This window comes from Nonomuraea longicatena (genome assembly GCF_039525605.1).
Taxonomy (GTDB): Bacteria; Actinomycetota; Actinomycetes; order Streptosporangiales; family Streptosporangiaceae; genus Nonomuraea; species Nonomuraea longicatena.
Genome location: NZ_BAAAHQ010000006.1, coordinates 81,637 through 103,015 on the forward strand (window position 1 = coordinate 81,637; position 21,379 = coordinate 103,015).

Below are 21,379 nucleotides of genomic sequence, written 5' to 3' on the forward strand. Positions count from 1 at the left end.
CCGAGCTCGGCCGCCGCGGTCATGACGGCCGCCAGGTCGCCGTCCGCGGCGACCAGGGTCAGGATCCGGCGCCCGGCGGCGGGGACGGTTTCGGCCAGCCGGTGGCCGAAGCGGGCCAGCACCGGGTTGCGTGCCCGCAGCACCGGCGGCGGCAGCACCCGGCCCCCGCGCTGCTCAGGCGGCATCGCGGCCGCGTACTCCAGCAGCGCGAGCGGGTTGCCGCCCGCCTCCCGCACGATCCGCGCCCGCACCCCCGGGTCCAGTTCGGCGCCCGCGAGCAGCGCCGCCGCCCGCTCCTCCGCCAGCGGCGGCAGCGCCAGCTCCGGTACGCCGGGGGCCTCGAACCCGTCGTCGGCCGCGAACACCACCGCCGCCCCCTGCGCCCCGGCCCGGCGCGCGGCGTACCGCAGCGCCTGCGCCGACAGCGGGTCGAGCCAGTGGGCGTCGTCGACGAGCACCGACCGAGGTCCGTCGCGCAGCGCCCGCAGCACCCGCTCCCCGGCCGCGAACGCGTCGAGACTGGCGGCGGGCGAGCCGAGCAGGGGCCCGCCGGCCTCGGCCGGGCCGCGAAGGGCGCCCAGCGCGGCCCCCGGCAGCGCGGACTCGGCTTCGACGCCGCTCACCCGCACGCACGGCCACCGCCGCGCCAGCTCTTCCAGCATCGTCGTCTTGCCGGCTCCGGCCTTGCCCCTGACCAGGACCGCGCCGCCGCGCTCGGCGACCGTCCGCACCTCGTGCCACACGACAGTGACGCTACCCCGTAGTCCTACGGATGCGCCCCCAGTGATCTCGTCCCTAGCGTTCACGCCATGACGAAGACGTTGTTCGACACCGTGACCGTGGGCAAGACGCAGCTGGCCAACCGGCTGGTCATGTCGCCGATGACGCGCAGCAGGGCTGCGGCGGGCGGCCTGGTGACCGATCTGACCGCCGAGTACTACGCCCAGCGCGCCGGCGCCGGGCTGATCATCACCGAGGGGGTGCAGCCGTCGGTGATCGGGCAGGGTTCGATCGGCACCCCGGGGCTGCACAGCGCCGAGCAGGTGGCGGCCTGGCGGCGGGTGACCGACGCCGTGCACGCCGAGGGCGGCAAGATCTTCGCCCAGCTGTGGCACAGCGGCCGGGTGGCCCACTCCAGCCTGTACCCGGACGGGCGGCTGCCGGTGGCGCCGTCGGCGGTGGCCTCGGGCGGGCAGATGTTCAGCCCGGAGGGGATGCTCGACCACCCGACGCCGCACGCCCTGTCCACCGCCGAGGTCGCCCAGACCGTCGCCGACTTCGCCGGGGCGGCGCGCAACGCCGTCGAGGCCGGTTTCGACGGCGTCGAGATCCACGGCGCCAACGGCTATCTGGTCCACCAGTTCCTGTCCGACAACTGCAATCGACGCACCGACGTCTACGCCGACCGGACCCGGTTCGCGCTGGAGGTCACCCACGCCGTCGCCGAGGCGATCGGCCCCGAACGCACCGGGATCCACCTGTCGCCCGGCAACCCGTACAACAACATCGAGGAGGGCGACCCGCTCGGCCTGTACACGCGGCTGCTGAAGGACCTGGACCCGGGCCTGGCGTTCGTGCACCTGCTGGAGATCGGCGACCGGGAGCTCGTCCTGCGGCTGCGCGAGTCGTGGCCGGGGACGTTCATGCTCAACCCGCACACCCCCGCCTTCCCGCCGTACGCGGGCATGCACGCCTCGCCGGAGGCGGCCGAGGACGCGCTGAACGTCGCCGACCTGGTCAGCCTGGGCGTGATGTGGCTGGCCAACCCCGACCTGGTCACCCGCATCCGCAGGGGCGGGCCGTACAACGAACCCGACCCGGCCACCTATTACGGCGGTGACCACCGCGGGTACACGGACTATCCGGCGATGGTGTGAGCGGCGCCCGCACGGTCGGCGAGCACCTGGTCGCCGTCCACACCACCCTGCGCGGGCAACTGGCCGAGTTGCGCGCCCGGGTCGCCGACGGGCAGAGTCCGCCGCTGGAGCTGCGGGAGTTCTGCCTCACCTGGTGCGCGTCGCTGCACGCCCACCACACGGGGGAGGACGCCGTAGCCTTCCCCATGCTGCGGGAGCGGCACCCGGAGCTGGCCCCGGTCCTGGACCGGCTGCGCCGCGACCACGTGGTCGTGGAGGAACTGCAGGAGCGGCTGCGCCGCACCCTGGACGAGCCCGGTCCCGGCACGCTGGCGGTCGTGGACACGCTCACCGGCCTGCTGGAGGCGCACTTCGCCGAGGAGGAGGCGCGGCTCATGGACGCGCTGGACGGGCTGCCCCTGCCGTCCTAGGCGTATTTGTCGCCGACCTGGGCGCGGATCGGCGCGGTGTCGTACACGATCGTCAGCAGGGCGACGCGGGCGGAGCCGGCGGCGAAGTCGAAGACGTCGCAGCAGTCGAAGTCGAGGACCGAGCCGTCGCGCAGCGTCCACCGGTAGTGGAACCAGGCCACCGCACGCCCGCCCGCCGCGCTGGTGAGCACGTCGATCGGGGTGATGCGGCTGCTGCGCGAGGAGGCTGCGAGCCTGGTGAAGAACGCGGGAGCGGCCAGCCTGCCGAGGAACGGCGAGATCACCTGCCCGCCGGGGGCGAACAGTTCGACGATGGCGGCGGTGTCGCCGGCCTCCAGTGCCCCGAGGTAGCGGTGGACGGTGTCGGTGAGGGTCACGGCCTGCTCCTTTCACGTCAGCGTGTACGCCTCGAACACCACTTCCCGTGGGGTGCGCGCGCCGGAGGCGACGGTGAGGCGGTGGTTGAGCCACCGGTAGGCGGGGTCGGCGGTCTCGAAGCGCAGGGCGAGCCGGAAGTAGTAGGCGGCGGGGTCGACGGGCTCGCCCCGGCCCAGGGCGGCCAGGACCTCGGCGGGGCCGTGGCGGACGCCGGTCGCGCTGAGCTGGAGCAGGGCGCCGTCGTCGGTGCGCAGCGTGTGCCGGCTGTCGAGGCTGGCGCTGCCGTCCGCGTGCACGAGCTGCCAGTCGCCGCCGCCGAGCACCCGGCCGCTGAAGCGCTCGCCGTCGAAGCGGCCCTCGGCGACGTCGATCACCCTGCGGCGGCCGTGCGGCGTCTGCCCGACCTCGTGGACGGCCGCGACCGGCAGCCGGAACAGCGCCAGCGGCTCCAGGTGTGGCCTCACCGGTCGCATGAGTACGAGGCCCTCCGGTTGAGCAGGTCGGGGTCGAACCCGGCCTGGCGTTTGTAGGAGGCGGCGATGGCCTCGCGTTCGGCCCTGGGCATGATCTCCTCGATGTCGGTGAAGCCGCCGGGGGCGCGTTCGTGGGCCAGCCGCATGACGATCTCGGGGCCCTGGCCCCGGTTGGCGCAGCACAGCGCGGCGGTCACCGGCCGCCGCTCGGCCTCGTAGGCGGCCAGCGCCCGGTCGGGGTCGCCGTCGCGGGCCAGCCGGTAGGCCAGGACGCGGGCGTCGAGCACGGCCTGGGAGGCGCCGTTGGAGCCGACCGGGTACATCGCGTGGGCGGCGTCGCCGAGCAGGGTGACGCGGCCGTGCGTCCAGCGGGGGAGGGGGTCGCGGTCGATCATCGGGTACTCGTAGATCGTCTCGGCGCCGGCGACGAGGGCGGGCACGTCCAGCCAGTCGAAGCGCCAGCCGGAGAAGTGTTCCAGGACCTTGGCGGCGGGCACGCGCCGGTTCCAGTCGCCGGGGACGCGTTCGGTCGCGGGCCGTTCGGCGATCCAGTTGATCAGCGGCGGGTCGCCGCCGCCGATCGGGTAGGCGACGAACTTGTGGTCGCCGTCGCCGGCCATGATCATGGTGTGGCCGGACAGGAACGGCCGGGCGCGGGTGGTGCCCCGCCACAGCAGCAGCCCGTTCCACGGCGGCGGCCCCTCGCCGGGGTACATGCGCGCGCGGACGGCCGAGTGGATGCCGTCGGCGCCGATCAGCAGGTCGAAGTCCAGGTGCGAGCCGTCGGCGAAGGCCGCCTGCGCCGCCTCGAAGTCCACCAGGCGGCGTCCGGTGAGCACGGGCACGCCCCTGGCCAGGGTCTCCTGCAGCAGTAGCGCCTGCAGCTCGCCCCGGTGGACGGAGTACTGCGGCCACCGGTACCCGGCCGCCAGGCCGCGCGGCTCGCTCCAGATGAGCGAGCCGTGCCGGTTGTGGTAGGCCAGCTCGGTCGTGGCTCGCGCCCGTTCGGCCAGTTTCGGGGCGAGTCCGAGCTCGGTCAGCTCCCGTACGGCGTGCGGCAGCAGGTTGACGCCGACGCCGAGCGGCCGGATCGCCGGGGCGGCCTCGGCGACGGTGACGTCGGTGAATCCCGCGGCGTGCAGGCTGATGGCCGAGGCCAGGCCGCCGATTCCGGCGCCGGCGATGAGGATGCGCATCCCGCCTCCCAAGCATTGCTTTGGCCAAAACCATTTTGGCCACAACCATTCGGGGTGGGCAAGAGTGGCAGGATCGCAGAATGCGCAAGCCCCAGGTCCGGCCCGACGTCTGGTACGAGCGGCACGCCCGCGAGCGCGTGGCCGCCCTGCCCGCCGACGTGGACCCCTCCGTCTTCGAGCTGGCCTACAACCTCCTGCACCTGTCGTACCTGCTCGTCAGCGACCTCGAGTCGCGCATCCACCGCCCGCGCGGCCAGACCCTGCCCGGCTTCCGCCTGATGTTCAAACTGTGGCTGCTGGGCCCCACCCGCGTCAGCGACCTGGCCGGCTACTCGGCCATGACCCGCTCGGCCGTCTCCAACGCCGTCAACACCCTCGAACGCGACGGCCTCGTCGAGCGCCGCGCCGACCCCGGCGACCGCCGTACCGTGATCGTCGCCCTCACCGAGGCGGGCGCGCGGGCCGTCCACACCGGCTTCGAGGAGCAGAACCGGCGCGAGCGCCAGTGGTTCGCCGCGCTGACGCCCGCCGAGCGCGACCAGCTCGCCGACCTGGCCCGCCGCCTGATCGCCGCCCGCCCGGACGGTCTGTCACCCGGCGGGTGACAGCAGCTGCTCCATCACCGGGTCGCGGCGCACCGCCGGATCGGCGAACAGTTCCTCGGCCAGCCGCGCGTCGGCCTCGGCGCCCGTCTCCCCGAGCAGCGTGCGCGCCCGCGCCCGCTGCCGCATGCCCGCCGCCCTTCCGTAGGCGTCTCCGGCGGCGCCCGCCACCTCCAGTGCGCGCCGCACGTCGGCCAGCGCGAACGCCGCCCGCCCCTGGCGCAGCAGGACCTCGGAGCGGCTCAGCAGCGCCTGCCACTCATCCTCCCTGTTGCCCGTGCGCCCGCACAGCTCCAGCGCGGCATCCAGCGTCGCCAGCGCCTTGTCGTGCTCGCCCAGCAGCCCGTACACGCGGCCGAGCGCGGCCAGCGTGATGCTCTCGCCGTACAGGTCGCCGTCGGCGCGGCGCACGGCCAGGCAGCGTTCGAGCCGGTCGGCGGCCTCGCGGTGGCGGCCCAGGTGGGCCAGCGCCTCGCCGAGGTTGTGGCCGACCATGCCGAGCCGTGGGGAGCCGCCGGCTGATTCGAGCAGCGTCAGGCTCTCCACGATGCGCCGGTGGGCGGTCCGCGCGTCGCCGTACTGCATGGCCAGCCAGCCCAGATTGTGCAGCGCCAGCCCCTCGGCCTCGCGGTCGCCTGCGGTCCGCCACAGCTCCAGCGCCTGCCACAGCCGGTCGTGGGCGCCTTCCTGGTCACCGTGCCGCCACCGCATCAGGCCAAGCATGACCAGCGCGGAGGCCGTCGCGTCCAGGTCGCCGCGCCGTCTGGCCACCTCCACCGACAGCTCGGCCAGCGTGCCCATCTCGCGCCAGTGGCCGCCTTTCATGCCGACCGACCTGACCAGGTTCATCAGCTCGGGCACCAACCGCTCCGGTTCCGGGCCCGCCTGGGCCGCCTGCGCGGCCACCGCCACCAGGTTCGGCAGTTCGTCCTCCAGCCAGCCCACCGCCTCTGCCGGGTCGCCCGCCTGCTCCGGCGCGTCGCCGCCGCGCAGGTGCGGCTGCAGCGCGGCGCGCAGCCGCCGTCCCGCCGCCGCGTAGTGCTCCATCACCCGCCGCAGCATCTCCTCGCGCCGCAGCACCGACTCGCCCGCCGCCGCCTGCTCGGCCGCGTACAGCCGGGCCAGGTCGTGCACGCCGAACCGGCCGCAGGGGGCCGGTTCCACCAGCCGCGCCTCGGCCAGCTCGTCCAGCGCGGCCGTGGCCGCCTCCTCCTGCACGTCGAGCGCGACCGCGACCAGCGCCACGCTCATCGCCGGTACGGCCAGCACCCCGAACACCCGGAAGGCCGCCTTCGCGCGCGCCGACAGCGTCCCGTAGCCGACGTCGAAGCACGAGCGCACCCGCAGTTCGGCCGTCTCCAGCTCGTCCAGGCGGCGGTGGGCGTCGCGCAGCCGCTCGCCGAAGCCCGCCAGCGTCCAGTCCGGGCGTCCGGCCAGGCGGGCGCCCGCCACGCGCAGCGCCAGCGGGAAGTGACCGCACCAGCGGGCGATCTCGGCCGCGGCGCGCGGTTCGGCCGCCACCCGCGCCTGCCCGGCCAGCAGCGCCAGCATGCGCACCGACTCCGGCTCGCGCAGCGTGCCCACTCCGATCGAGACCGCGTCCAGCGTCGTCAGCGCGCTGCGGCTGGTGACGATCGCCGCGCACCCGGCGTGGGCGGGCAGCAGCGCGCCGACCTGGGCCGCTCCCACGGCGTTGTCGAGCACCACCAGCACCCTGCGCCCGGCCAGCACCGACTGGTACAGGGTCGCGGCCTCGGCGGCCGAGGCCGGGATCGCCGCCGGGGGGACGCCGAGCGCGCGCAGGAACCGGCCCAGCACCTCCGCCGCGTTCAGCGGAGCGAGGCCGGGTGCCGCCCCTTGCAGGTCCACGTACAGCTGGCCGTCCGGGTAGTGCTCGGCCGCGCCGCCGGCCGCCGTGAGGGCCAGCGCGGACTTGCCGACACCGCCCGGCCCGTGCAGCGCCGTCACCGGAGGTCCCAGCCGTTCGCGCGCCGGATCCTCACTCGCCGCCTCTTCCAGGCTCGCGCGCAGCGCGGCGAGCTCTGCGTCGCGGCCGACGAACGGCGAGGGCGCGCGGGGCAGCTGGCGCGGCCGGGGCCGCCATCCCTCGCCGGCCGGGGCGACCGCCTCCAGCACCGCGGTGTCCCTGCTGAGCATCGCCTGGTGCAGCCGCCGCAGCTCCGGGCCCGGGTCGATGCCGAGTTCGTCGGCCAGCAGCCTGCGCGCGGCCGCGAACGCGTCCAGCGCGCCGATCACGTCGCCGTGCCGGTACAGCGCCAGCATCAGCTGGGCGTGCAGCCGCTCGCGCAGCGGGTACTGGGCGATCACCTGCCGCAGTCTGCGCGCGGCCGCGGGGTGGGCGCCCAGCGCCAGCTGGATCTCGGCGTGCTCCTCCACCGCGTACAGGTACCGGTCGGTCAGGCGGGCCACGACCTCGCGCAGCATCGGCCCGGCGGGCACGTCCTCGGCGGCCGTGCCGTCCCATAACTCCAGCGCCCGCGTGTAGGCGTCCTGGGCGGCGCCGAGGTCGCGCGCGGCCAGCGCGCGCCGGCCGGCCGCCGTCAGCGTCTCGAAGCGGTGCAGGTCGAGTTCGCCCTGCTCGACGCGCAGCAGGTAGCCGGCGTCGGCGGTGACCAGCCGTTCCAGGCCCCGCACCGGCCGCAGCCGCCTGCGCAGCTGCATCAGGTACGTGCGCAGGTTGGCCACGGCCGAGCGGGGCGGCTGTTCCGGCCACACCTCGGCCACCAGCGAGCGGACCGGCACCACGTGCCCGGCCCGCACCAGCAGCGTCGCCAGCAGGGTGCGCTGCTTGGGCGCCCTGAGGTCGATCTCGGCGTCCTCGTCCCACACGCGCAGCGGGCCGAGCAGCCGGAACCTCACCGCGCGCCCCGTCGGGAGTGATCGGTCTTCATTCGGCCTCCGCACGCAGGAGGGGTACGTCGCCGCAAACGATCTCCGCTGGGAGCCGACGCTGTCAACTCCTGCTCTCAGCCGCTCCAGTCCCCGGCGCCTCCGGGCACCGGCGTGCCGGCCTCGTACGGGACGCGGGTGAACACGAACGTGTTGACGTCCAGGTGCCGCTCGCCGACCCGCAGCAGCTCGCCGGCATGGTAGCCGTCCAGGCCCAGCCAGGTGCCGTCGTCCTGCGGCACGAACCGCGAGCCCCGCCCGGCGGGCCCGCCCATGGGCGCCAGCAGCAGCCCGCGCTCGGGCAGCAGGCTCAGCGTGTACGGGCGCGGGCCCCAGTGCCACAGCCCGGTCAGCTCCAGCAGCCGGGGGTCGGCCCGCACGGGCCGCCATTCGGCGGGCAGGCGCGGCTCGTGCTCCTCCAGCATCGCCAGCAGGTCGGCCGCCAGCCCCGGCCGGGGTCCTGCCGTGGAGTTCGTCAGGAAAAGCGCGCCGCTGCGCTGGTCGGGGTCGGCCCACACCGACGACTGGAAGCCCGGCATCGATCCGCCGTGGCCGACCAGGCGCCGCCCGCCCGCCGACGACAGCTCCACGCCCAGCCCGTACTCGCCGCCGGCGACCGGTTCGCGCATCTCGGCCAGCGTCGCCGCCGCCAGCACCTCACCGCACTCGCCCGCCAGGAACGCCGCCCATCGGGCCAGGTCGTGCGCGCTCGACCACAGCTGCCCGGCCGGCGCCATCGCGCCCGCGTCGTGCTCGGGCTCCTCCAGCAGCACGTCGGCGAACGGGTGCACGGCGTACCCGATCGCGTGCGGTGCCTGCGGCCGGGCGTCCGTGCGGCGCATGCCGAGCGGCTCCAGCACCTCCTGGCGCAGCGCCCGCAGCCAGCTCACGCCTCTGCGCACCGCCACCAGTTCGCCCAGCAGCGCGTACCCCAGGTTGCTGTAGTGGAACACGCGGCCGGGCCGGTGGCGCTGCAGTCCCGGATCCAGCAGCGGGAACAGCTCGCCGACCGGCAGGCCGGGGGTGCGCTCCCACCACTGCGTCGGCGGTTCGGCGGCCAGGCCGCCCGTGTGCGACAGCAGCTGGCCCACGCTCACCTCGCCGAACGGCGTGCCCGGCACGTGCCGGCCGTACGGGTCGCCCAGGTCGAGCAGGCCCTCGTCGCGCAGGCGCATCACCAGTACCGCCACCATGCTCTTGGTGATCGATCCCAGCCGGTACTGCGTGTCCGGCCCGGCCTCGCCGCCTCGGGCGCCGGACCACACCGTGCGGCCGTCGCGCACCACGGCCGCCACCACCGACGGCAGCCGCGACTGCCGCTGCTCGGCGGCCAGCCTGCGCAGCAGCGCCCGCGCCGTCGTCTCGCTCACATCTGTCATAGCGGCCCACCATAGGCCGGGCGGGCCGCCTGAGGGCAGCGGTCAGGCGACGCCCTGGCCGTGGCCTCCGTCCCACACGTCGGCGGGGTTGGAGTCGACGAACAGGGAGATGCGCGTGCCCGCCTCGATGGGCCTGGCGCCGGAGGCGCAGCCGGCGCCGTCGGGGACGCTGACCTCGGTGTAGGGGACCCAGTCACCGCTCCTGTACAGCAGGCCGGTCGTGTCCAGGCCGTCGGTCACCAGGTCGCAGACCTCGACCACGTCACCGTCGGACAGGAACCTGGCCTTGCCGACCGTGATGTGCCGGGGCGGCTGCGCCGGGTCGGCCGTGTTGACCTTGCTATGGATCCACGGGACGTCGGTGCCCGCCCAGGCCGAGGTCGGTGTGGCGGACACGACACCGACGGCCATCAATACGGCCATGAAAGGTCTTTTCACATTTTCTCCCATTTTGTCGGAAGTGTTGTGAAGATCATTGTGGAGACGTTGATCGCGGTCGTCACGTGGCGCGGGCGCCACATGATCAGTCCCCGTCGAAGACGTCCAGGATCAGCCGCGAGGCGTCGGGCAGGGCCGGCGGGCGCGGCCACACGTGACCGGCGCCGCGCACCGTGTACACCAGCAGCCTCGTCCCGTCGGCGCACCGGCTCCAGTTGCTCAGCACCAGCCCCTCGGCCGGGCGGGCGCGCCCGCGCGAGCGGCAGTCCAGGATCCGCGCCCACCGCCGCGCGGACCCGTCCACGCTCTGCAGCCGCACCAGGGCGCCCATCGCCCGCAACCGGCCCTTCGCCGCCGCGAACGGGTGCCCGCCCCGGTAGGGGACCGTCCGGTCGGCGGTGCCGTGCACCGCCACCAGCGTCGTCGGCTCGGCCTGCGCGCACGGCGGCACCACGTTGAACCCGCCGACGGCCGCCACCGCCCGCAGCCTGCCCCGCATCCCGCACACCAGCGAGAGCGCCATCGCGCCGCCGAACGACATGCCCGCCGCGAACTGCCTGTCGCGCCGCGCGCACCCGGAGCCGATCAGCCGATCCAGCAGCCGGCCCAGATAGCCGGTGTCGTCCGGACCGAAGTAGCCGGGCAGCGTCCACGCCAGCCGGTACGGCGCGACCTGCGGCGTCACCACCAGGTAGCCGCGCCGGGCGCCCTGCTCGGGCAGGCGGCTGCGCTCGGCCTGCCGCTCGGCGCCGGAGCCGAGGCCGTGCAGGTTCAGCACCACCGGCCACGGCCCCCGGCCCCGCTTCGGGACCGCCAGCAGGTACTCGCGGCGCTGCCCGGCGAACGTCAGCGCGTGGCGGCCCGAGCGCAGCTCGCACACCGGCTCGCGCTCCCCGGCCAACGGCGAGGGCACCGGATCGGGCGCCGGCGGCTCCTGCGAGCAGCCCGCCACCAGCAGCGCGACCAGGAGCGCCGCCAAGATCGCTCGCATCGCGGCCCCTTCCGCCTCAGGTGCGGCAGAATACCCCGCATGAGTCCCGACCGTCCCCCCGGCAGCGTGCTGGAGGGCGTCCTGGAACGGGTCACCTTCCAGTCCGAGGACACCGGCTACACCATCGCCCGCCTGGCCACCGAGCGCTCCGGAACCGACCTGCTCACCGTCGTCGGGCCGCTGCTGGGCGCCCAGGTCGGAGAGTCGCTGCGGCTGACCGGCCGCTGGGGCTCCCACCCCCGCTACGGCCGCCAGTTCGAGGTCTGGTCCTACACCACCGTGCTGCCCGCCACCGTGCAGGGACTGCGCCGCTACCTCGGCTCCGGACTCATCAAGGGCATCGGCCCCAAAATGGCCGAGCGCATCGTCGACCACTTCGGCCTCGACACCCTCGACGTCATCGAGCAGCGGCCCGAACGGCTCGTCGAAGTGCCCGGCCTCGGCCCCAAACGCACCAAGATGATCGCCGCCGCCTGGGAGGAACAGAAGATCATCAAAGAGGTGATGATCTTCTTGCAGGGCGTCGGAGTGTCGACCTCCATCGCCGTGCGCATCTTCAAGCAGTACGGCGAGTCCTCCATCGACGTCGTCAGGACCCGCCCCTACCAGCTCGCCGACGACGTGTGGGGCATCGGCTTCAAGACCGCCGACACCATCGCCCAGGCCGTCGGCATCCCCCACGACAGTCCGGAACGCGTCAAGGCCGGACTACGTCACACCCTGTCGCAGGCCGCCGACGACGGCCACTGCTACCTGCCCGCCCCCAACCTCGTCGCCGACGCCGTCAAGATCCTCGACGTGCCCGCCGACCTCGTCACCGCCTGCCTGGAATCCTCCGTCGCCGCCGAGGAGGTCGTGCGCGAGCACATCCCCGCCGGCGACAACCTCGTGCCCGCCGTCTACCTGCTGCCCTTCCACCGCGCCGAGCTGTCGCTGGCCTCCGGCCTGCTGTCGCTGCTGCGCGCCCGCGCCGACCGGCTGGCCGCCTTCGCCGACGTCGACTGGGAGCGCGCCGAACGCTGGCTGCGCGAGCAGACCGGCGCCGACCTGGCCGCCGAGCAGCGCCAGGCCGTCCGCCTGGCCCTCACCCAGAAGGTCGCCGTCCTGACCGGCGGGCCCGGCTGCGGCAAGAGCTTCACCGTCCGCTCCATCGTCACCCTGGCCCGCGCCAAACGCGCCCGCGTCATCCTGGCCGCCCCCACCGGCCGCGCCGCCAAACGCCTGTCGGAGCTGACCGGCCACGAGGCCACCACCGTGCACCGGCTGCTGCAGCTGCGCCCGGGCGGCGAGGCCGTCCACGACCGCGACAACCCCCTCGACGCCGATCTCGTCGTCGTCGACGAGGCCAGCATGCTCGACCTGCTGCTGGCCAACAAGCTCGTCAAGGCCGTCGCGCCCGGCGCCCACCTGCTGTTCGTCGGCGACGTCGACCAGCTGCCCTCCGTCGGCGCCGGAGAGGTCCTCAAGGACCTGCTGGCCGCCGACGACGTGCCCCGTGTCCGTCTCACCCAGATCTTCCGCCAGGCGCAGGAGTCCGGCGTCGTCGTCAACGCCCACCGCGTCAACGCCGGGCAGCACCCCGTCCTGGACGGCATGAAGGACTTCTTCCTGTTCCCCTGCGAGGACGCCGAGGAGATCGCCGCCCTCACCGTCGACGTCGTCTCCCGCCGTATCCCGCGCAGGTTCGGCCTCGACCCGCGCCGCGACGTGCAGGTCCTGGCCCCCATGCACCGGGGGGCCGCCGGCGCGGCCGCCCTCAACGCCGCACTGCAGGAGGCCCTGACGCCCGCGCGCGAGGACCGCGCCGAACGCCGTTACGGCGGGCGCGTCTTCCGTGTCGGCGACAAGGTCACCCAGCTGCGCAACAACTACGACAAGGGCACGGCGGGGGTGTTCAACGGCACCGTCGGGCTGGTCACCGCGATCGCCCCCGACGAGCAGAAGCTGACCGTCCTGACCGACGAGGACGAGAGCGTCGACTACGCCTTCGACGAACTGGACGAGCTCGCGCACGCCTACGCGGTCTCCATCCACCGCTCGCAGGGCAGCGAGTATCCGTGCGTGGTCGTCCCGCTGGCCACCGGCGCGTGGATGATGTTGCAGCGCAACCTGCTGTACACGGCGATCACGCGGGCCAAGCGGCTGGTGGTGATCGTGGGGTCGCGGCGGGCGCTGGGGCAGGCCGTCCGCACGAGGGGCGCCGGCCGCCGCCACACGAGCCTCACGCACCGGCTGTCGGCGCCGGCGGGGTAGTCGCCCCTTCGGGGCTCGCCTTCCTCTCCCCGTCACGGCCGGCCGCCGCGACCGCCACCCGCCGCCGCCCCGCCCTTCTCCCGCAGGACGCTCCTCGGGCGCCGGGTTCCTCGCCGCGACGACTCCGCCCTCACCCGCCTCGACCGGCTCGCCGTACCGGCGGAAAAGCCCTCGCGCCCACAGCCGGGCGCCCGCTTTACCCTCCCGTTAATCACCGTTGACCTGCGCATGAAGCGCAGAGTGTTCGAAATGTGACCGAACTCTCCGCAATGATTCCGCGTCATACAGAGAGCCGTATTAAGGTTTTGAGAGCACTTTTGCGTTAATGGGGGAGAGGTCAGTGTTGAACGTTATGCCGCGTTGGCGAGGTCCGGCCGCAGGTGTCGCGCTGCTGGCGGCAGCCGCGCTCACCTCGGCGTGCACCGGCGCGGGATCAGGTCCGTCGGACGCCGTCAAGGCGGGGGCGGCCACCTCGGCCACCCCGCAGGCGCCCACCATCGCCATCACCCCCGCGCAGGGCAGCACGAAGGTCGGCCCCGACAAGCCGATCGTCGTCCAGGCCGCCGGCGCGCCCCTCGACCAGGTCGTCGTCCAGGCCGGAGACCAGCAGGTCGACGGCGAGTTCAACGCCGACAGGACCCGCTGGATCTCCCGGGGCCCGCTCAAGCCCTCGACCGGCTACACCGTCACCGCCTCCGCCGGTGCGACCCAGGCCACCAGCGCCTTCACCACCCTCAAGCCCGACAAGGAACTCGAGGTCGTGGACGTCACCCCCAACGCCAAGGGGGAGAAGATCGGCGTGGGGGCGCCGATCATGGTCAGGTTCAACCAGCCGGTCTCCGACCGCGCCGCCGTCGAGGCCGCGCTCAAGGTCGAGGCGGACAAGCCCGTCCCCGGCGCCTGGCGCTGGATCGACGACACCTACGTCATCTACCGGACCGCCACCTACTGGCCCGCCCACCAGAGCATCCGTTTCCACGCCGACATCGAGGGCGTCAAGGCCGGCAAGGGCATGTACGGCGTCAAGGACTACAAGACCACTCTGCGCGTCGGCAGGAAGCAGATCAGCAAGGTCGACGTCCGCAAGAAGATGATGTGGGTGTACGTCGACGGCAAGCGCAAGCAGACCATGCGCATCAGCGCCGGCATGGCCACCACCCGCGAGTACACCACCACCTCCGGCGTCCACCTGACCATGGAACGGGCCAACCCGGTCCGCATGATCTCCCCGGGCCGCAAGAAGGGCGACCCCGGCTACTACGACGTGATGATCAACCACGCCGTGCGGATCTCCAACTCCGGCGAGTACGTCCACGCCAAGGACAACGTCTGGGCCCAGGGCGTGCGCAACGTCAGCCACGGCTGCATCAACTCCCGCCCCGACCAGGCCAAGTGGTTCCACGACACCATGCAGCGCGGCGACGTCGTCGAGATCGTCGGCACGAACCGGGACCTGGAGTGGGACAACGGGTGGGGCTTCTGGCAGATGTCGTTCAAGGAGTGGAAGAAGGGCAGCGCCCTGAAGGGCAAGCCCGCCCCGCAGACCTCGCAGCCCGAAACGCCCGAGCCCTCGCAGGAGCAGACCCCGCAGCCCGAGCAGAGCACCCAGGCTCCGTGACCGTTCAGGGCAGTGGCCGCTCCAGCAGCATCCCCGGCCACTGCCCGACGGTGAACGGCGCCACCCGCGTGAACCCGCACCCCTCGTAGTAGCCCACCAGCCGCTGGTCGTCACCGGCGTAGCAGTCCACCCGCAACACGCGCACCCCCCGCCGCCCGGCCTCCTCGTAGGCCCACTCCAGCAGCGCCCGGCCCACTCCTCGCCCGGCGTGGCGGTGGTCGGTCACCAGCGCCTGCACGTACAACTCCGGCACCGGCGCGGGGGAGACGTAGGCGTTGGGCGCCCCCACCACCACGCACCCGGCCGCCGTACCCGCCAACTCGGCGATGCGCATCCCGCCGCCGCTCGCCCACTCGCCGACCTGGCGCTCGCGCCGCTCGTCGCCGGTGAACGGCGCACTGCCCCACTGCCCGGTACGGCCCTGCCCGCTCAGCCACGCCACCGCACTGTCGAACATGCCCAGCACCAGCGCCGCGTCCTGCGGGCCGCCCTCGCGAATCCTCATTCGGGGGATTCTATGGTGAGGTGGTCCCATGCTTCGGAGCCTGTTCGACACCCAGTTGCGCCTCAACGCCCGCCCGGACACCCCCGGCGACCGCGTCGAGCACACCGGCACCGTGGTCCGTCATCTCGGCTCCTGGAACGCGGTCCTGTGGTCACAGCTGAGTGAGGACGAGGCCGACGCCGAGATCGCCGCCCAGATCGCCTACTTCGGCGAGCGCGAGTTCGAGTGGAAGCTCTACGATCGCGACCAGCCCGCCGACCTGCCCGAACGGCTGCGCGCGGCCGGTTTCACCGCAGGCGAGCCGGAGACCCTCATGGTCGCCGACACCGCCCGCCTGGCCTGCGACGCGACCCCTCCCGACGGCATCACGCTGCGCGAGGTGCGGGACGAGGCCGACGTCGACCTCATGGTGGAGGTGGGCGCCCGCGCCTTCGGCTCCACCCCCACCGCCCAGCGTGAACGGCTGCTGGCCGAACTCGGCTCCGGTGTCATGGTCCTGGCGATGGCCGGGACGGAGCCGGTCTGCGCCGCCCGCCTCAGCCTGCATCCCGGTACCGACTTCGCCGGACTGTGGGGCGGCGGCACCGTGCCCGGCTGGCGCGGCCGGGGCCTGTACCGGACGCTGGTCGCCCACCGCGCCCGCATCGCCGCCGCGCGCGGCTACCGCTACGTCCACGTCGAGGCCCTGCCCACCAGCGCCCCGATCCTGGCCCGCCTCGGCTTCCGCGCCCTGGCCACCACCATCCCCTTCACCCACGCCGCCACCTGACCGCTCTCCCTCCGCTTCTCGGACGGCGATGCCCGCACCGGCTCCTCAGGGGCGGCTCGCGGTGCTCCCGCCTCCGGCACGCGAGCGGCGGCTCGTCACACCAGGGCGAGTTGGTCGGCCTGCGGCAGCGGCCGGGCAGGGGGAGGCGGTGGGCCGCACTCCAGGCCGTAGCGGGCGGCCAGTTGGCCGATCTGCCCGACGATGCGCCGCTCGTAGTCGCCGGAGGGCAGCCCCTGCGGGTCGTACAGCTGCTCGTAGCGCTCCACCAGCCCGGGATGCTCGCGGGCGAGCCCGTCGAGGTACCAGTCGCGGGTCGCGGCCGGCAGACGCAGCACGATCGGCTCGACGCGGCGGGCGCCGGTGGCGGCCACCCGCCGTACCGTGGCCTCCAGCTGGTCGGCGGCGTCGGCGAGCAGCGGCAGCACCGGCGCCATCAGCACCCGGCAGTCGACGCCCGCCTCGACGAGCGCGGCCACGAGCTCCAGCCGGGCCTGCGCGCCGGGCGCGCCCGGCTCCACCGTCCGGCGGATGCGTTCGTCGACGGAGGCGATCGAGACGGCCACGGCCGCGCCGGGCCCGGCCAGCAGGGCGGCGTCGCGCAGCGCCAGCGCGCTCTTGGTGTAGACGGTGTACGGCACGGCCGCCCGCATCAGCGCGGTCAGGAGGCCGGGCATGAGCCGGTAGGTGTCCTCGGCCGGCTGGTAGCAGTCGCCGGCGACGCCGACGGCCAGGGGAGTGCCGTCCCAGCGGCCGAGTTCGGCCCGCAGCCGCTGGACGGCGTTGGCGCGCACGACGACGCGGGTGTCGAAGTCGCGGCCGGCGTCCAGGCCGAGGGCGCGGTGCCCGGCTCGGGCGCCGCAGCCTCGGCAGGCGTGCGCGCAGCCCCGGTAGGGGGACACGCCCCAGCTCTGGGCGATGCCCGCGACCTGGGGCACCCGTTCGATCAGGGTGCGGGCCTGCATCTCGTAGAAGCCGCCGCGCAGGACGGCGCGGCGCTCGATCGGCGGTCGCTCGTCGCGTGTGTCGACCAGCGCAGGCGCGTCCCACTCCACGTCGACCAGTGGAACACGTTTTCGACTGCGCTCGCAAGCGGTTCGCATCCAGTAAACTAGTACGCGCGTACCAGTTTTTGTTCAGGGAGACCCCATGGCCTGGATCCTGCTCGCCGTCGCCATCGCCTTCGAGATCACCGCCACCTCGGCCCTCAAGCTCAGCAACGGCTTCAGCCACCTCGGCTGGACCGTCGTCGTGGCCATCGGCTACCTCGTCTCCTTCACCCTGCTCGCCCAAGCCCTCAAACTCCAGCTGGAGATGGGTGTCGCCTATGCTGTGTGGTCCGGCGTCGGCACCGCCGCCATCGCCCTCATCGGCGCCCTGTTCATGGGAGAGTCCCTCAACGCCCTCAAGATCGGCGGTATCGTTCTCATCATCGGCGGCGTCGTCGTCCTCAACCTCGCAGGAGCCCATTGACCCGGTCGGCCACCACCCAGCCACAGGCCCGCGCGGTCCACCGCCGCGCCGCCCTGCTGGACGCCGCGGCCGCCCTCCTGGCCGAAGGCGGCTCCGCCGCCGTCTCCCACCGCGCGGTCGCCCAGCGCGCCGCGCTGCCCCTGGCGGCCACCACCTACTACTTCGCCTCGCGCGACGAACTCATCGCCGAGGCGTTCGGCCGGCTCGTCGACCACGAACTCGCCTTCATGCGCGAGACCGGCCTCGACGACCTCATGGACGGCCTGGCCGGCAGAGACCGCGCCCAGCAGCTCGGCCTGTGGGAGCTCTACCTGCACGCCGGACGCGAGCCCGGCGTGCTGCGCACCCACGCCCGCCGCTGGAGCGAAGGCTGCCAGGCCGTCGTCGCCGACCTCCTCGGCGTGCCCGTCCACGACCCGCGCGCCCAGTTGCTGTACTCGGCGATGTGCGGCGTGTGGCTGGCCTACATCGTCGACGGCCGCCCCCTGGACGAGGTGCGGCAACTGCTGCGCCTCGCGACGGAGGCCGCCACCCGCCCCTCCTGAGCGGCCCGGCGCACTGTTCTCAACCCTTGCCCGTCGCCACCGTGCCGAACTGGGGCGTCAGGTCCTCGTGGCAGGTTCGCCTGACACGATGGTGGCCAGGAAAGCCCGGAACAGCTCGCCGATCGCCACGTCCCGGGGGTTGAGCAGCCATTGGAGCTGCAGGCGTTCTGCACCTCCTACCCACCCATCGTGTACGGCGGAGCGGCCGGTTGGCGCCTCGCCACCAACGCGGATCTCGATCTGCCCGCCGTACTCGACCGGCATGTCTTTCACGACCACGCCCGAGTGCTCGGCGGCGTGCTCGACACCGTCGGGCGGGTGTGGGACCGTACCGGCCGGCGATCGTTCAACAGCAGCCCCCTTCAGGCGGCGCTGATCCCCGACCAGCGGCATCTGATCACACACGATCCCGACCCCGACCTCGTCGAGACGGTCATCACGACACTGGTGCGGGCGCTGGCGGACCTGCCCCGGGCCCGGCCGCACTCGCCCGACGGCGCGCTGGCGGTCCGCGAACTCGCCGCGGCCATCGGCCTGGCCCGGCACGGGGCTTGGCGGCTGGGCCGTACCGCCGGGTTGGCGACCCCCGGCGACGCCGAGATGCGCGCGGACCCGGCCGCGTGGATCGCCGAGTATCGGGAATGCTGGCTGGCGCGCAACCGGCCCGGCGGGATGGAACGCGGGTTCGGACCCCTGACCTCGACCCTGAACTCCTACACGCCGTGACCGTCGGGCCGGATCGGATGGCTTGTCCGGTGGTGGTTCCGGTCCGGGGCGGGGTCCTCGGCGAGCAGTGGCCCGAGCGCGCCGAGGACCGCGCCGATACAGATGTCGCGCAGCTGATCGCGGGTGCAGGTTTCGCGGGTGAGCCAGTCGACGCAGAGGACCTGAACGAAGACCAGCCAGCCCTTCAGGACGCCGGAGACGGCCTCGCGCACGCTGTCGTCCGCGAGCGGAAGGACCGTCAGGAGGCGTTCGCGGAGCGCGTCCAGCTCGTTCGCCATGATCGTCTGAATCACCGGGTCGCCCGCGAGGACCCGGTTGGCGGCGAGGACGGCATGGCGGTTGGCCACGAAGTAGTCGAGATGGAGGTCCATGCCCTGGATGAGCTGCTCCGTCAGGGAGTGGGCGGAGTCGAGCCGTGTCTCGGCGAGCAGCCGGTCGGCCGCCTGCTGGTAGACGGCGGCGAAAAGGGCCTGCTTGCTGGAGAAATGCCGGTAGAGCAGGGCCCGCGAGATGCCGGCCTCCTCGGCGACCTCCTCCATCAGGACGTCGGCGTAGGGATGCGCGGCGAACAGCCGCGCGCCGACGGCGAGGAGCCGGGTACGGCGCTCGGCGGGGGTGAGTCGCTGGCGAGGAGGCATGACCCAACTCTAGTTGACAAGCGTCTACTAGCTCTCCCACTGTAGTAGACACATGTCAACTAAGGTGGGAGAAAATCATGGCCAAGGCCCTGCGCTCGCTCGTCCTGCTGATGGGATGGGCCTGCGTGCTGATCGGCCTGCTCCACGTGGCGCTCGGCAACGCGGCGATCCCCGGCGCCGCCTCCGCCGGTCCGACGGTCGACAGCTGGGGCCGGTTCATGGGGGCCGCCTTCGCCGGCTACGGACTGGCCTGGCTGTGGGCGGCACGACAGCGCCCCATCCCGGTCGCGGTGGTGCGGTGGCTGGCCGCCGTCTTCCTCCTGGGCGGGGTGGGCCGCCTGCTCTCGCTCGCCGTGCACGGCCGGCCCCACGGATTCCAGACCGCGCTGGCGGTCATCGAACTCGGACTGCCGCCGGTCTTCTTCTGGCTGGCCGGTAAAGAAGAACGCGCCGCCGCATAATCGTCAGAAAGGGCGTGTTCGGCGATCCGGTCAGGCAAAAAAGGGAAGAGAATCCGGCCGCGCCCATACCTGAATCCGCGAGCCGGTCATCCGCTCCGCATGCCATGACCCGCTCCAGAATCGGTGGCTTTTCAAAACCGGTGGCCCGTGCTTATCTGAAGGTGCTCTCCTTCACGAATTAAAGGAGCCTCATGAAGATCCGCCGATTACATTCCGCCGTACTCGCCATGGCGTTGGGCGCCGGCGTCCTGGCCGGTGCCGCACCCGCCGTCGCCACCGTACAGACCGGCGCGCCCGTGGCCACCAGCGGCTGGCCGGCGCCGGACTGGTACCGGCAGGGCCCCCACGCGACACTGGCCGCCTGCGACCTCGCCTTCGACGAGGCCGCGAACAGCGGCCTGTACAGCGGGCTCGCCGGCTGTTACTGGGTCAGCGGGGGTGGCCATTTCCGGCCGGGCTACTACTACGAGGTGTACATCCCCTGAGCTTCACCGGGCATGAACGGCGAGGCCGGCCGCCGGCCTGAAAATGGCCCGGGAGTTCCCTTACGGCCTCTCCCGGGAGTCGGGACTTTCACCTTCTCCAGCTTGATCTCGTTGAGCTGAATTGTCTTCACTCCTGGTGCAGCCCTGCCGGTGTGACTGAGCTTCTTGCCGACCGGGTGAAGGCGAGGAGGCCGAAGTCGGGCCCGGCGGTGGCGAGGACCTTCGAGTGGCGCCGACCCTGGCCACTCCCAAGCACCCGGAGACGCTGGAGGCGACTCGACCGGCTGTCGCACACGCAGAAGACGTTCTTCGTGTTCGCCCCTGTCGATCGCACCCCATCCGAACCGTCGACCAGGCGCGCGCCTCGGTCCGTCGAGAGGGTGAGGCGCGGGCGAGTTGCGAGGATGCCTGCGGTGGAGGCGATCGTTCCTCGCCGTGGATCGAGGCAGGGAGGAGCTCACCACGGTGAACTCCTCCCTGCGGCCCGGGGATGCCCGCCCGTCGGCACGCCGGAGTAATGCGTTCGATCTTCTGCGGTGGCGTCGGCTCCTCTGGTGCCCGGACATCGGCCCGGAGAAGACGACCGAGTCTGGCCGGAGACTCGATGACCGTAGACCCCGGATTCGGCGAGCAAGCCGGCATCCCTGAGGTCGTGATCGGCCTCGCAGGCTGCTACGGCACCCACCTGGTACCGGACCGAGATCAGCGGTCGTAGGCTGAGCCGTCCATCCGCACCGCCCGGGGAGTCACATGACCAGTAGGTTCACCGAGTTGACCATCGACTGTCACGATCCGGAGCCCCTGGCCGCCTTTTGGTGCGCCGCCCTGGACTTGAAGGTCATCGAACGGAGCGGGAACAAGGTCGAGATCGGCTCATGGGAGCCGACGGTCGAGGAGGTCCGGGCCCGCCAGATGCCGCCCACCCTGCAGTTCATCCGGGTACCCGAGGGCAAGGCCGTCAAGAACCGGCTCCACCTCGACATCAGCCCGATCGACCTCAGCACCGACGACGAAGTGGCCAGGCTGCTCGACCTCGGCGCCTCCAAGATGGACGTGGGTCAGGGCCCCGGCCGGAGCTGGGTGCCCATGGCCGATCCCGAGGGCAACGAGTTCTGTGTCCTGCGCACCCTGGCGCCGCCCGGTTAGACCTTCGACGCCGAAGGGCGGCCAATCAGTTCCGCCCGGCCCCGGGATGACGAGCCGCGGCCGCACGCGGCCCGGTCAGCAGGGCAGACGGCTGTCGGCCGACGAGTTC

At 73.1% G+C, this 21,379-nt stretch carries 22 protein-coding genes; 12 read left to right on the forward strand and 10 right to left on the reverse strand.

The window, feature by feature from the left end; all coding sequences use genetic code 11:
- Nucleotides 1-809 precede the first annotated feature (809 nt).
- The gene (locus ABD120_RS07565; RefSeq protein ID WP_343948994.1) at nucleotides 810-1,877 is read left to right on the forward strand and encodes an alkene reductase; all 1,068 of its coding nucleotides are present in this window, start codon (nucleotides 810-812) and stop codon (nucleotides 1,875-1,877) included.
- Nucleotides 1,874-2,287, forward strand: a complete 414-nt coding sequence (locus tag ABD120_RS07570; protein ID WP_343948995.1) for a hemerythrin domain-containing protein — start codon at nucleotides 1,874-1,876, stop codon at nucleotides 2,285-2,287. Before ABD120_RS07565 ends, ABD120_RS07570 begins: the two co-directional genes overlap by 4 nt.
- Here ABD120_RS07570 and ABD120_RS07575 read toward each other — a convergent pair.
- From ABD120_RS07575 to ABD120_RS07585, 3 genes are read right to left on the reverse strand one after another with little or no spacing between them, the layout of a single operon-like run.
- Nucleotides 2,284-2,664, reverse strand: a complete 381-nt coding sequence (locus tag ABD120_RS07575; RefSeq protein ID WP_343948996.1) for a nuclear transport factor 2 family protein — start codon at nucleotides 2,662-2,664, stop codon at nucleotides 2,284-2,286. The genes ABD120_RS07570 and ABD120_RS07575 overlap by 4 nt on opposite strands.
- 12 nt (nucleotides 2,665-2,676) lie before the next feature.
- Nucleotides 2,677-3,129 (reverse strand): DUF3237 domain-containing protein, encoded by a 453-nt coding sequence (locus tag ABD120_RS07580; RefSeq protein ID WP_343948997.1) that lies wholly within the window; start codon nucleotides 3,127-3,129, stop codon nucleotides 2,677-2,679.
- A complete protein-coding gene (locus ABD120_RS07585; protein ID WP_343948998.1) occupies nucleotides 3,126-4,334 on the reverse strand; it encodes a flavin-dependent oxidoreductase in 1,209 nt (402 codons plus the stop codon). Before ABD120_RS07585 ends, ABD120_RS07580 begins: the two co-directional genes overlap by 4 nt.
- A gap of 80 nt (nucleotides 4,335-4,414) precedes the next feature.
- Between ABD120_RS07585 and ABD120_RS07590 the strand changes: the two genes are divergently transcribed.
- A complete protein-coding gene (locus tag ABD120_RS07590; RefSeq protein WP_343948999.1) occupies nucleotides 4,415-4,939 on the forward strand; it encodes a MarR family winged helix-turn-helix transcriptional regulator in 525 nt (174 codons plus the stop codon).
- Here ABD120_RS07590 and ABD120_RS07595 read toward each other — a convergent pair.
- The 4 genes from ABD120_RS07595 to ABD120_RS07610 all read right to left on the reverse strand — a co-directional run bounded on the left by ABD120_RS07595 (nucleotide 4,925) and on the right by ABD120_RS07610 (nucleotide 10,654).
- Nucleotides 4,925-7,816 (reverse strand): AfsR/SARP family transcriptional regulator, encoded by a 2,892-nt coding sequence (locus ABD120_RS07595; RefSeq protein ID WP_343949000.1) that lies wholly within the window; start codon nucleotides 7,814-7,816, stop codon nucleotides 4,925-4,927. The two genes, ABD120_RS07590 and ABD120_RS07595, sit on opposite strands and share 15 nt — an antisense overlap.
- Before the next feature lie 107 nt (nucleotides 7,817-7,923).
- Nucleotides 7,924-9,225, reverse strand: coding sequence for a serine hydrolase domain-containing protein (locus ABD120_RS07600; RefSeq protein ID WP_343949001.1), 1,302 nt, complete (start codon nucleotides 9,223-9,225; stop codon nucleotides 7,924-7,926).
- Between the two features lie 42 nt (nucleotides 9,226-9,267).
- Nucleotides 9,268-9,663 carry a hypothetical protein gene (locus ABD120_RS07605; protein ID WP_343949002.1) on the reverse strand — a complete coding sequence of 132 codons (396 nt, stop codon included), beginning with the start codon at nucleotides 9,661-9,663 and terminating at the stop codon, nucleotides 9,268-9,270.
- An 85-nt stretch (nucleotides 9,664-9,748) separates the two neighbouring features.
- Nucleotides 9,749-10,654: a CE1 family esterase gene (locus ABD120_RS07610; RefSeq protein ID WP_343949003.1), complete on the reverse strand. Its 906-nt coding sequence runs from the start codon at nucleotides 10,652-10,654 to the stop codon at nucleotides 9,749-9,751.
- 39 nt (nucleotides 10,655-10,693) lie between these two features.
- On the opposite strand from ABD120_RS07610, the gene recD2 reads away from it, so the two are divergent.
- Both recD2 and ABD120_RS07620 read left to right on the forward strand, forming a co-directional pair.
- The gene (gene recD2 / locus ABD120_RS07615) at nucleotides 10,694-12,907 is read left to right on the forward strand and encodes an SF1B family DNA helicase RecD2 (RefSeq protein ID WP_343949004.1); all 2,214 of its coding nucleotides are present in this window, start codon (nucleotides 10,694-10,696) and stop codon (nucleotides 12,905-12,907) included.
- 352 nt (nucleotides 12,908-13,259) lie between these two features.
- Nucleotides 13,260-14,525: a L,D-transpeptidase gene (locus ABD120_RS07620; protein ID WP_343949005.1), complete on the forward strand. Its 1,266-nt coding sequence runs from the start codon at nucleotides 13,260-13,262 to the stop codon at nucleotides 14,523-14,525.
- A 4-nt stretch (nucleotides 14,526-14,529) separates the two neighbouring features.
- On the opposite strand, the gene ABD120_RS07625 is transcribed toward ABD120_RS07620, so the two are convergent.
- Nucleotides 14,530-15,030: a GNAT family N-acetyltransferase gene (locus tag ABD120_RS07625; protein ID WP_343949006.1), complete on the reverse strand. Its 501-nt coding sequence runs from the start codon at nucleotides 15,028-15,030 to the stop codon at nucleotides 14,530-14,532.
- Between the two features lie 28 nt (nucleotides 15,031-15,058).
- Between ABD120_RS07625 and ABD120_RS07630 the strand changes: the two genes are divergently transcribed.
- Nucleotides 15,059-15,799, forward strand: a complete 741-nt coding sequence (locus ABD120_RS07630; RefSeq protein WP_343949007.1) for a GNAT family N-acetyltransferase — start codon at nucleotides 15,059-15,061, stop codon at nucleotides 15,797-15,799.
- Between the two features lie 95 nt (nucleotides 15,800-15,894).
- Here ABD120_RS07630 and ABD120_RS07635 read toward each other — a convergent pair whose 3' ends face one another.
- Entirely contained in the window at nucleotides 15,895-16,851 is a 957-nt protein-coding gene (locus ABD120_RS07635; protein WP_343949008.1) for a radical SAM family protein, read from the reverse strand.
- Nucleotides 16,852-16,945: 94 nt separating this feature from the next.
- Between ABD120_RS07635 and ABD120_RS07640 the strand changes: the two genes are divergently transcribed.
- From ABD120_RS07640 to ABD120_RS07650, 3 genes are all read left to right on the forward strand, one after another.
- On the forward strand, nucleotides 16,946-17,269 hold the full coding sequence (locus ABD120_RS07640; protein WP_343949009.1) for a DMT family transporter: 324 nt from the start codon (nucleotides 16,946-16,948) through the stop codon (nucleotides 17,267-17,269).
- Nucleotides 17,266-17,814, forward strand: coding sequence for a TetR/AcrR family transcriptional regulator (locus ABD120_RS07645; RefSeq protein WP_343949010.1), 549 nt, complete (start codon nucleotides 17,266-17,268; stop codon nucleotides 17,812-17,814). Before ABD120_RS07640 ends, ABD120_RS07645 begins: the two co-directional genes overlap by 4 nt.
- Before the next feature lie 150 nt (nucleotides 17,815-17,964).
- Nucleotides 17,965-18,540 (forward strand): hypothetical protein, encoded by a 576-nt coding sequence (locus ABD120_RS07650; RefSeq protein WP_343949011.1) that lies wholly within the window; start codon nucleotides 17,965-17,967, stop codon nucleotides 18,538-18,540.
- Here the strand turns inward: ABD120_RS07650 and ABD120_RS07655 are convergent.
- Nucleotides 18,528-19,178, reverse strand: a complete 651-nt coding sequence (locus ABD120_RS07655) for a TetR/AcrR family transcriptional regulator (RefSeq protein ID WP_343949012.1) — start codon at nucleotides 19,176-19,178, stop codon at nucleotides 18,528-18,530. The genes ABD120_RS07650 and ABD120_RS07655 overlap by 13 nt on opposite strands.
- A gap of 77 nt (nucleotides 19,179-19,255) precedes the next feature.
- On the opposite strand from ABD120_RS07655, the gene ABD120_RS07660 reads away from it, so the two are divergent.
- From ABD120_RS07660 to ABD120_RS07670, 3 genes are all read left to right on the forward strand, one after another.
- Complete coding sequence (locus ABD120_RS07660; protein WP_343949013.1) at nucleotides 19,256-19,639, forward strand: DUF4345 domain-containing protein; 384 nt, start codon at nucleotides 19,256-19,258, stop codon at nucleotides 19,637-19,639.
- Nucleotides 19,640-19,830: 191 nt separating this feature from the next.
- Nucleotides 19,831-20,124 (forward strand): hypothetical protein, encoded by a 294-nt coding sequence (locus tag ABD120_RS07665; protein ID WP_343949014.1) that lies wholly within the window; start codon nucleotides 19,831-19,833, stop codon nucleotides 20,122-20,124.
- Nucleotides 20,125-20,874: 750 nt separating this feature from the next.
- The gene (locus ABD120_RS07670; protein WP_343949015.1) at nucleotides 20,875-21,270 is read left to right on the forward strand and encodes a VOC family protein; all 396 of its coding nucleotides are present in this window, start codon (nucleotides 20,875-20,877) and stop codon (nucleotides 21,268-21,270) included.
- Nucleotides 21,271-21,379 lie beyond the last annotated feature (109 nt).

Coding starts and splice junctions, on each gene's coding strand:
- ABD120_RS07610 (WP_343949003.1), bottom strand. CDS start 10,654: ATGCGAGCGATCTTGGCGGCGCTCCTGGTCGCGCTGCTGGTGGCGGGC.
- ABD120_RS07665 (WP_343949014.1), top strand. CDS start 19,831: ATGAAGATCCGCCGATTACATTCCGCCGTACTCGCCATGGCGTTGGGC.
- ABD120_RS07590 (WP_343948999.1), top strand. CDS start 4,415: ATGCGCAAGCCCCAGGTCCGGCCCGACGTCTGGTACGAGCGGCACGCC.
- ABD120_RS07630 (WP_343949007.1), top strand. CDS start 15,059: ATGCTTCGGAGCCTGTTCGACACCCAGTTGCGCCTCAACGCCCGCCCG.
- ABD120_RS07585 (WP_343948998.1), bottom strand. CDS start 4,334: ATGCGCATCCTCATCGCCGGCGCCGGAATCGGCGGCCTGGCCTCGGCC.
- ABD120_RS07625 (WP_343949006.1), bottom strand. CDS start 15,030: ATGAGGATTCGCGAGGGCGGCCCGCAGGACGCGGCGCTGGTGCTGGGC.
- recD2 (WP_343949004.1), top strand. CDS start 10,694: ATGAGTCCCGACCGTCCCCCCGGCAGCGTGCTGGAGGGCGTCCTGGAA.
- ABD120_RS07660 (WP_343949013.1), top strand. CDS start 19,256: ATGGCCAAGGCCCTGCGCTCGCTCGTCCTGCTGATGGGATGGGCCTGC.
- ABD120_RS07600 (WP_343949001.1), bottom strand. CDS start 9,225: ATGACAGATGTGAGCGAGACGACGGCGCGGGCGCTGCTGCGCAGGCTG.
- ABD120_RS07565 (WP_343948994.1), top strand. CDS start 810: ATGACGAAGACGTTGTTCGACACCGTGACCGTGGGCAAGACGCAGCTG.
- ABD120_RS07670 (WP_343949015.1), top strand. CDS start 20,875: ATGACCAGTAGGTTCACCGAGTTGACCATCGACTGTCACGATCCGGAG.
- ABD120_RS07620 (WP_343949005.1), top strand. CDS start 13,260: ATGCCGCGTTGGCGAGGTCCGGCCGCAGGTGTCGCGCTGCTGGCGGCA.
- ABD120_RS07655 (WP_343949012.1), bottom strand. CDS start 19,178: ATGCCTCCTCGCCAGCGACTCACCCCCGCCGAGCGCCGTACCCGGCTC.
- ABD120_RS07640 (WP_343949009.1), top strand. CDS start 16,946: ATGGCCTGGATCCTGCTCGCCGTCGCCATCGCCTTCGAGATCACCGCC.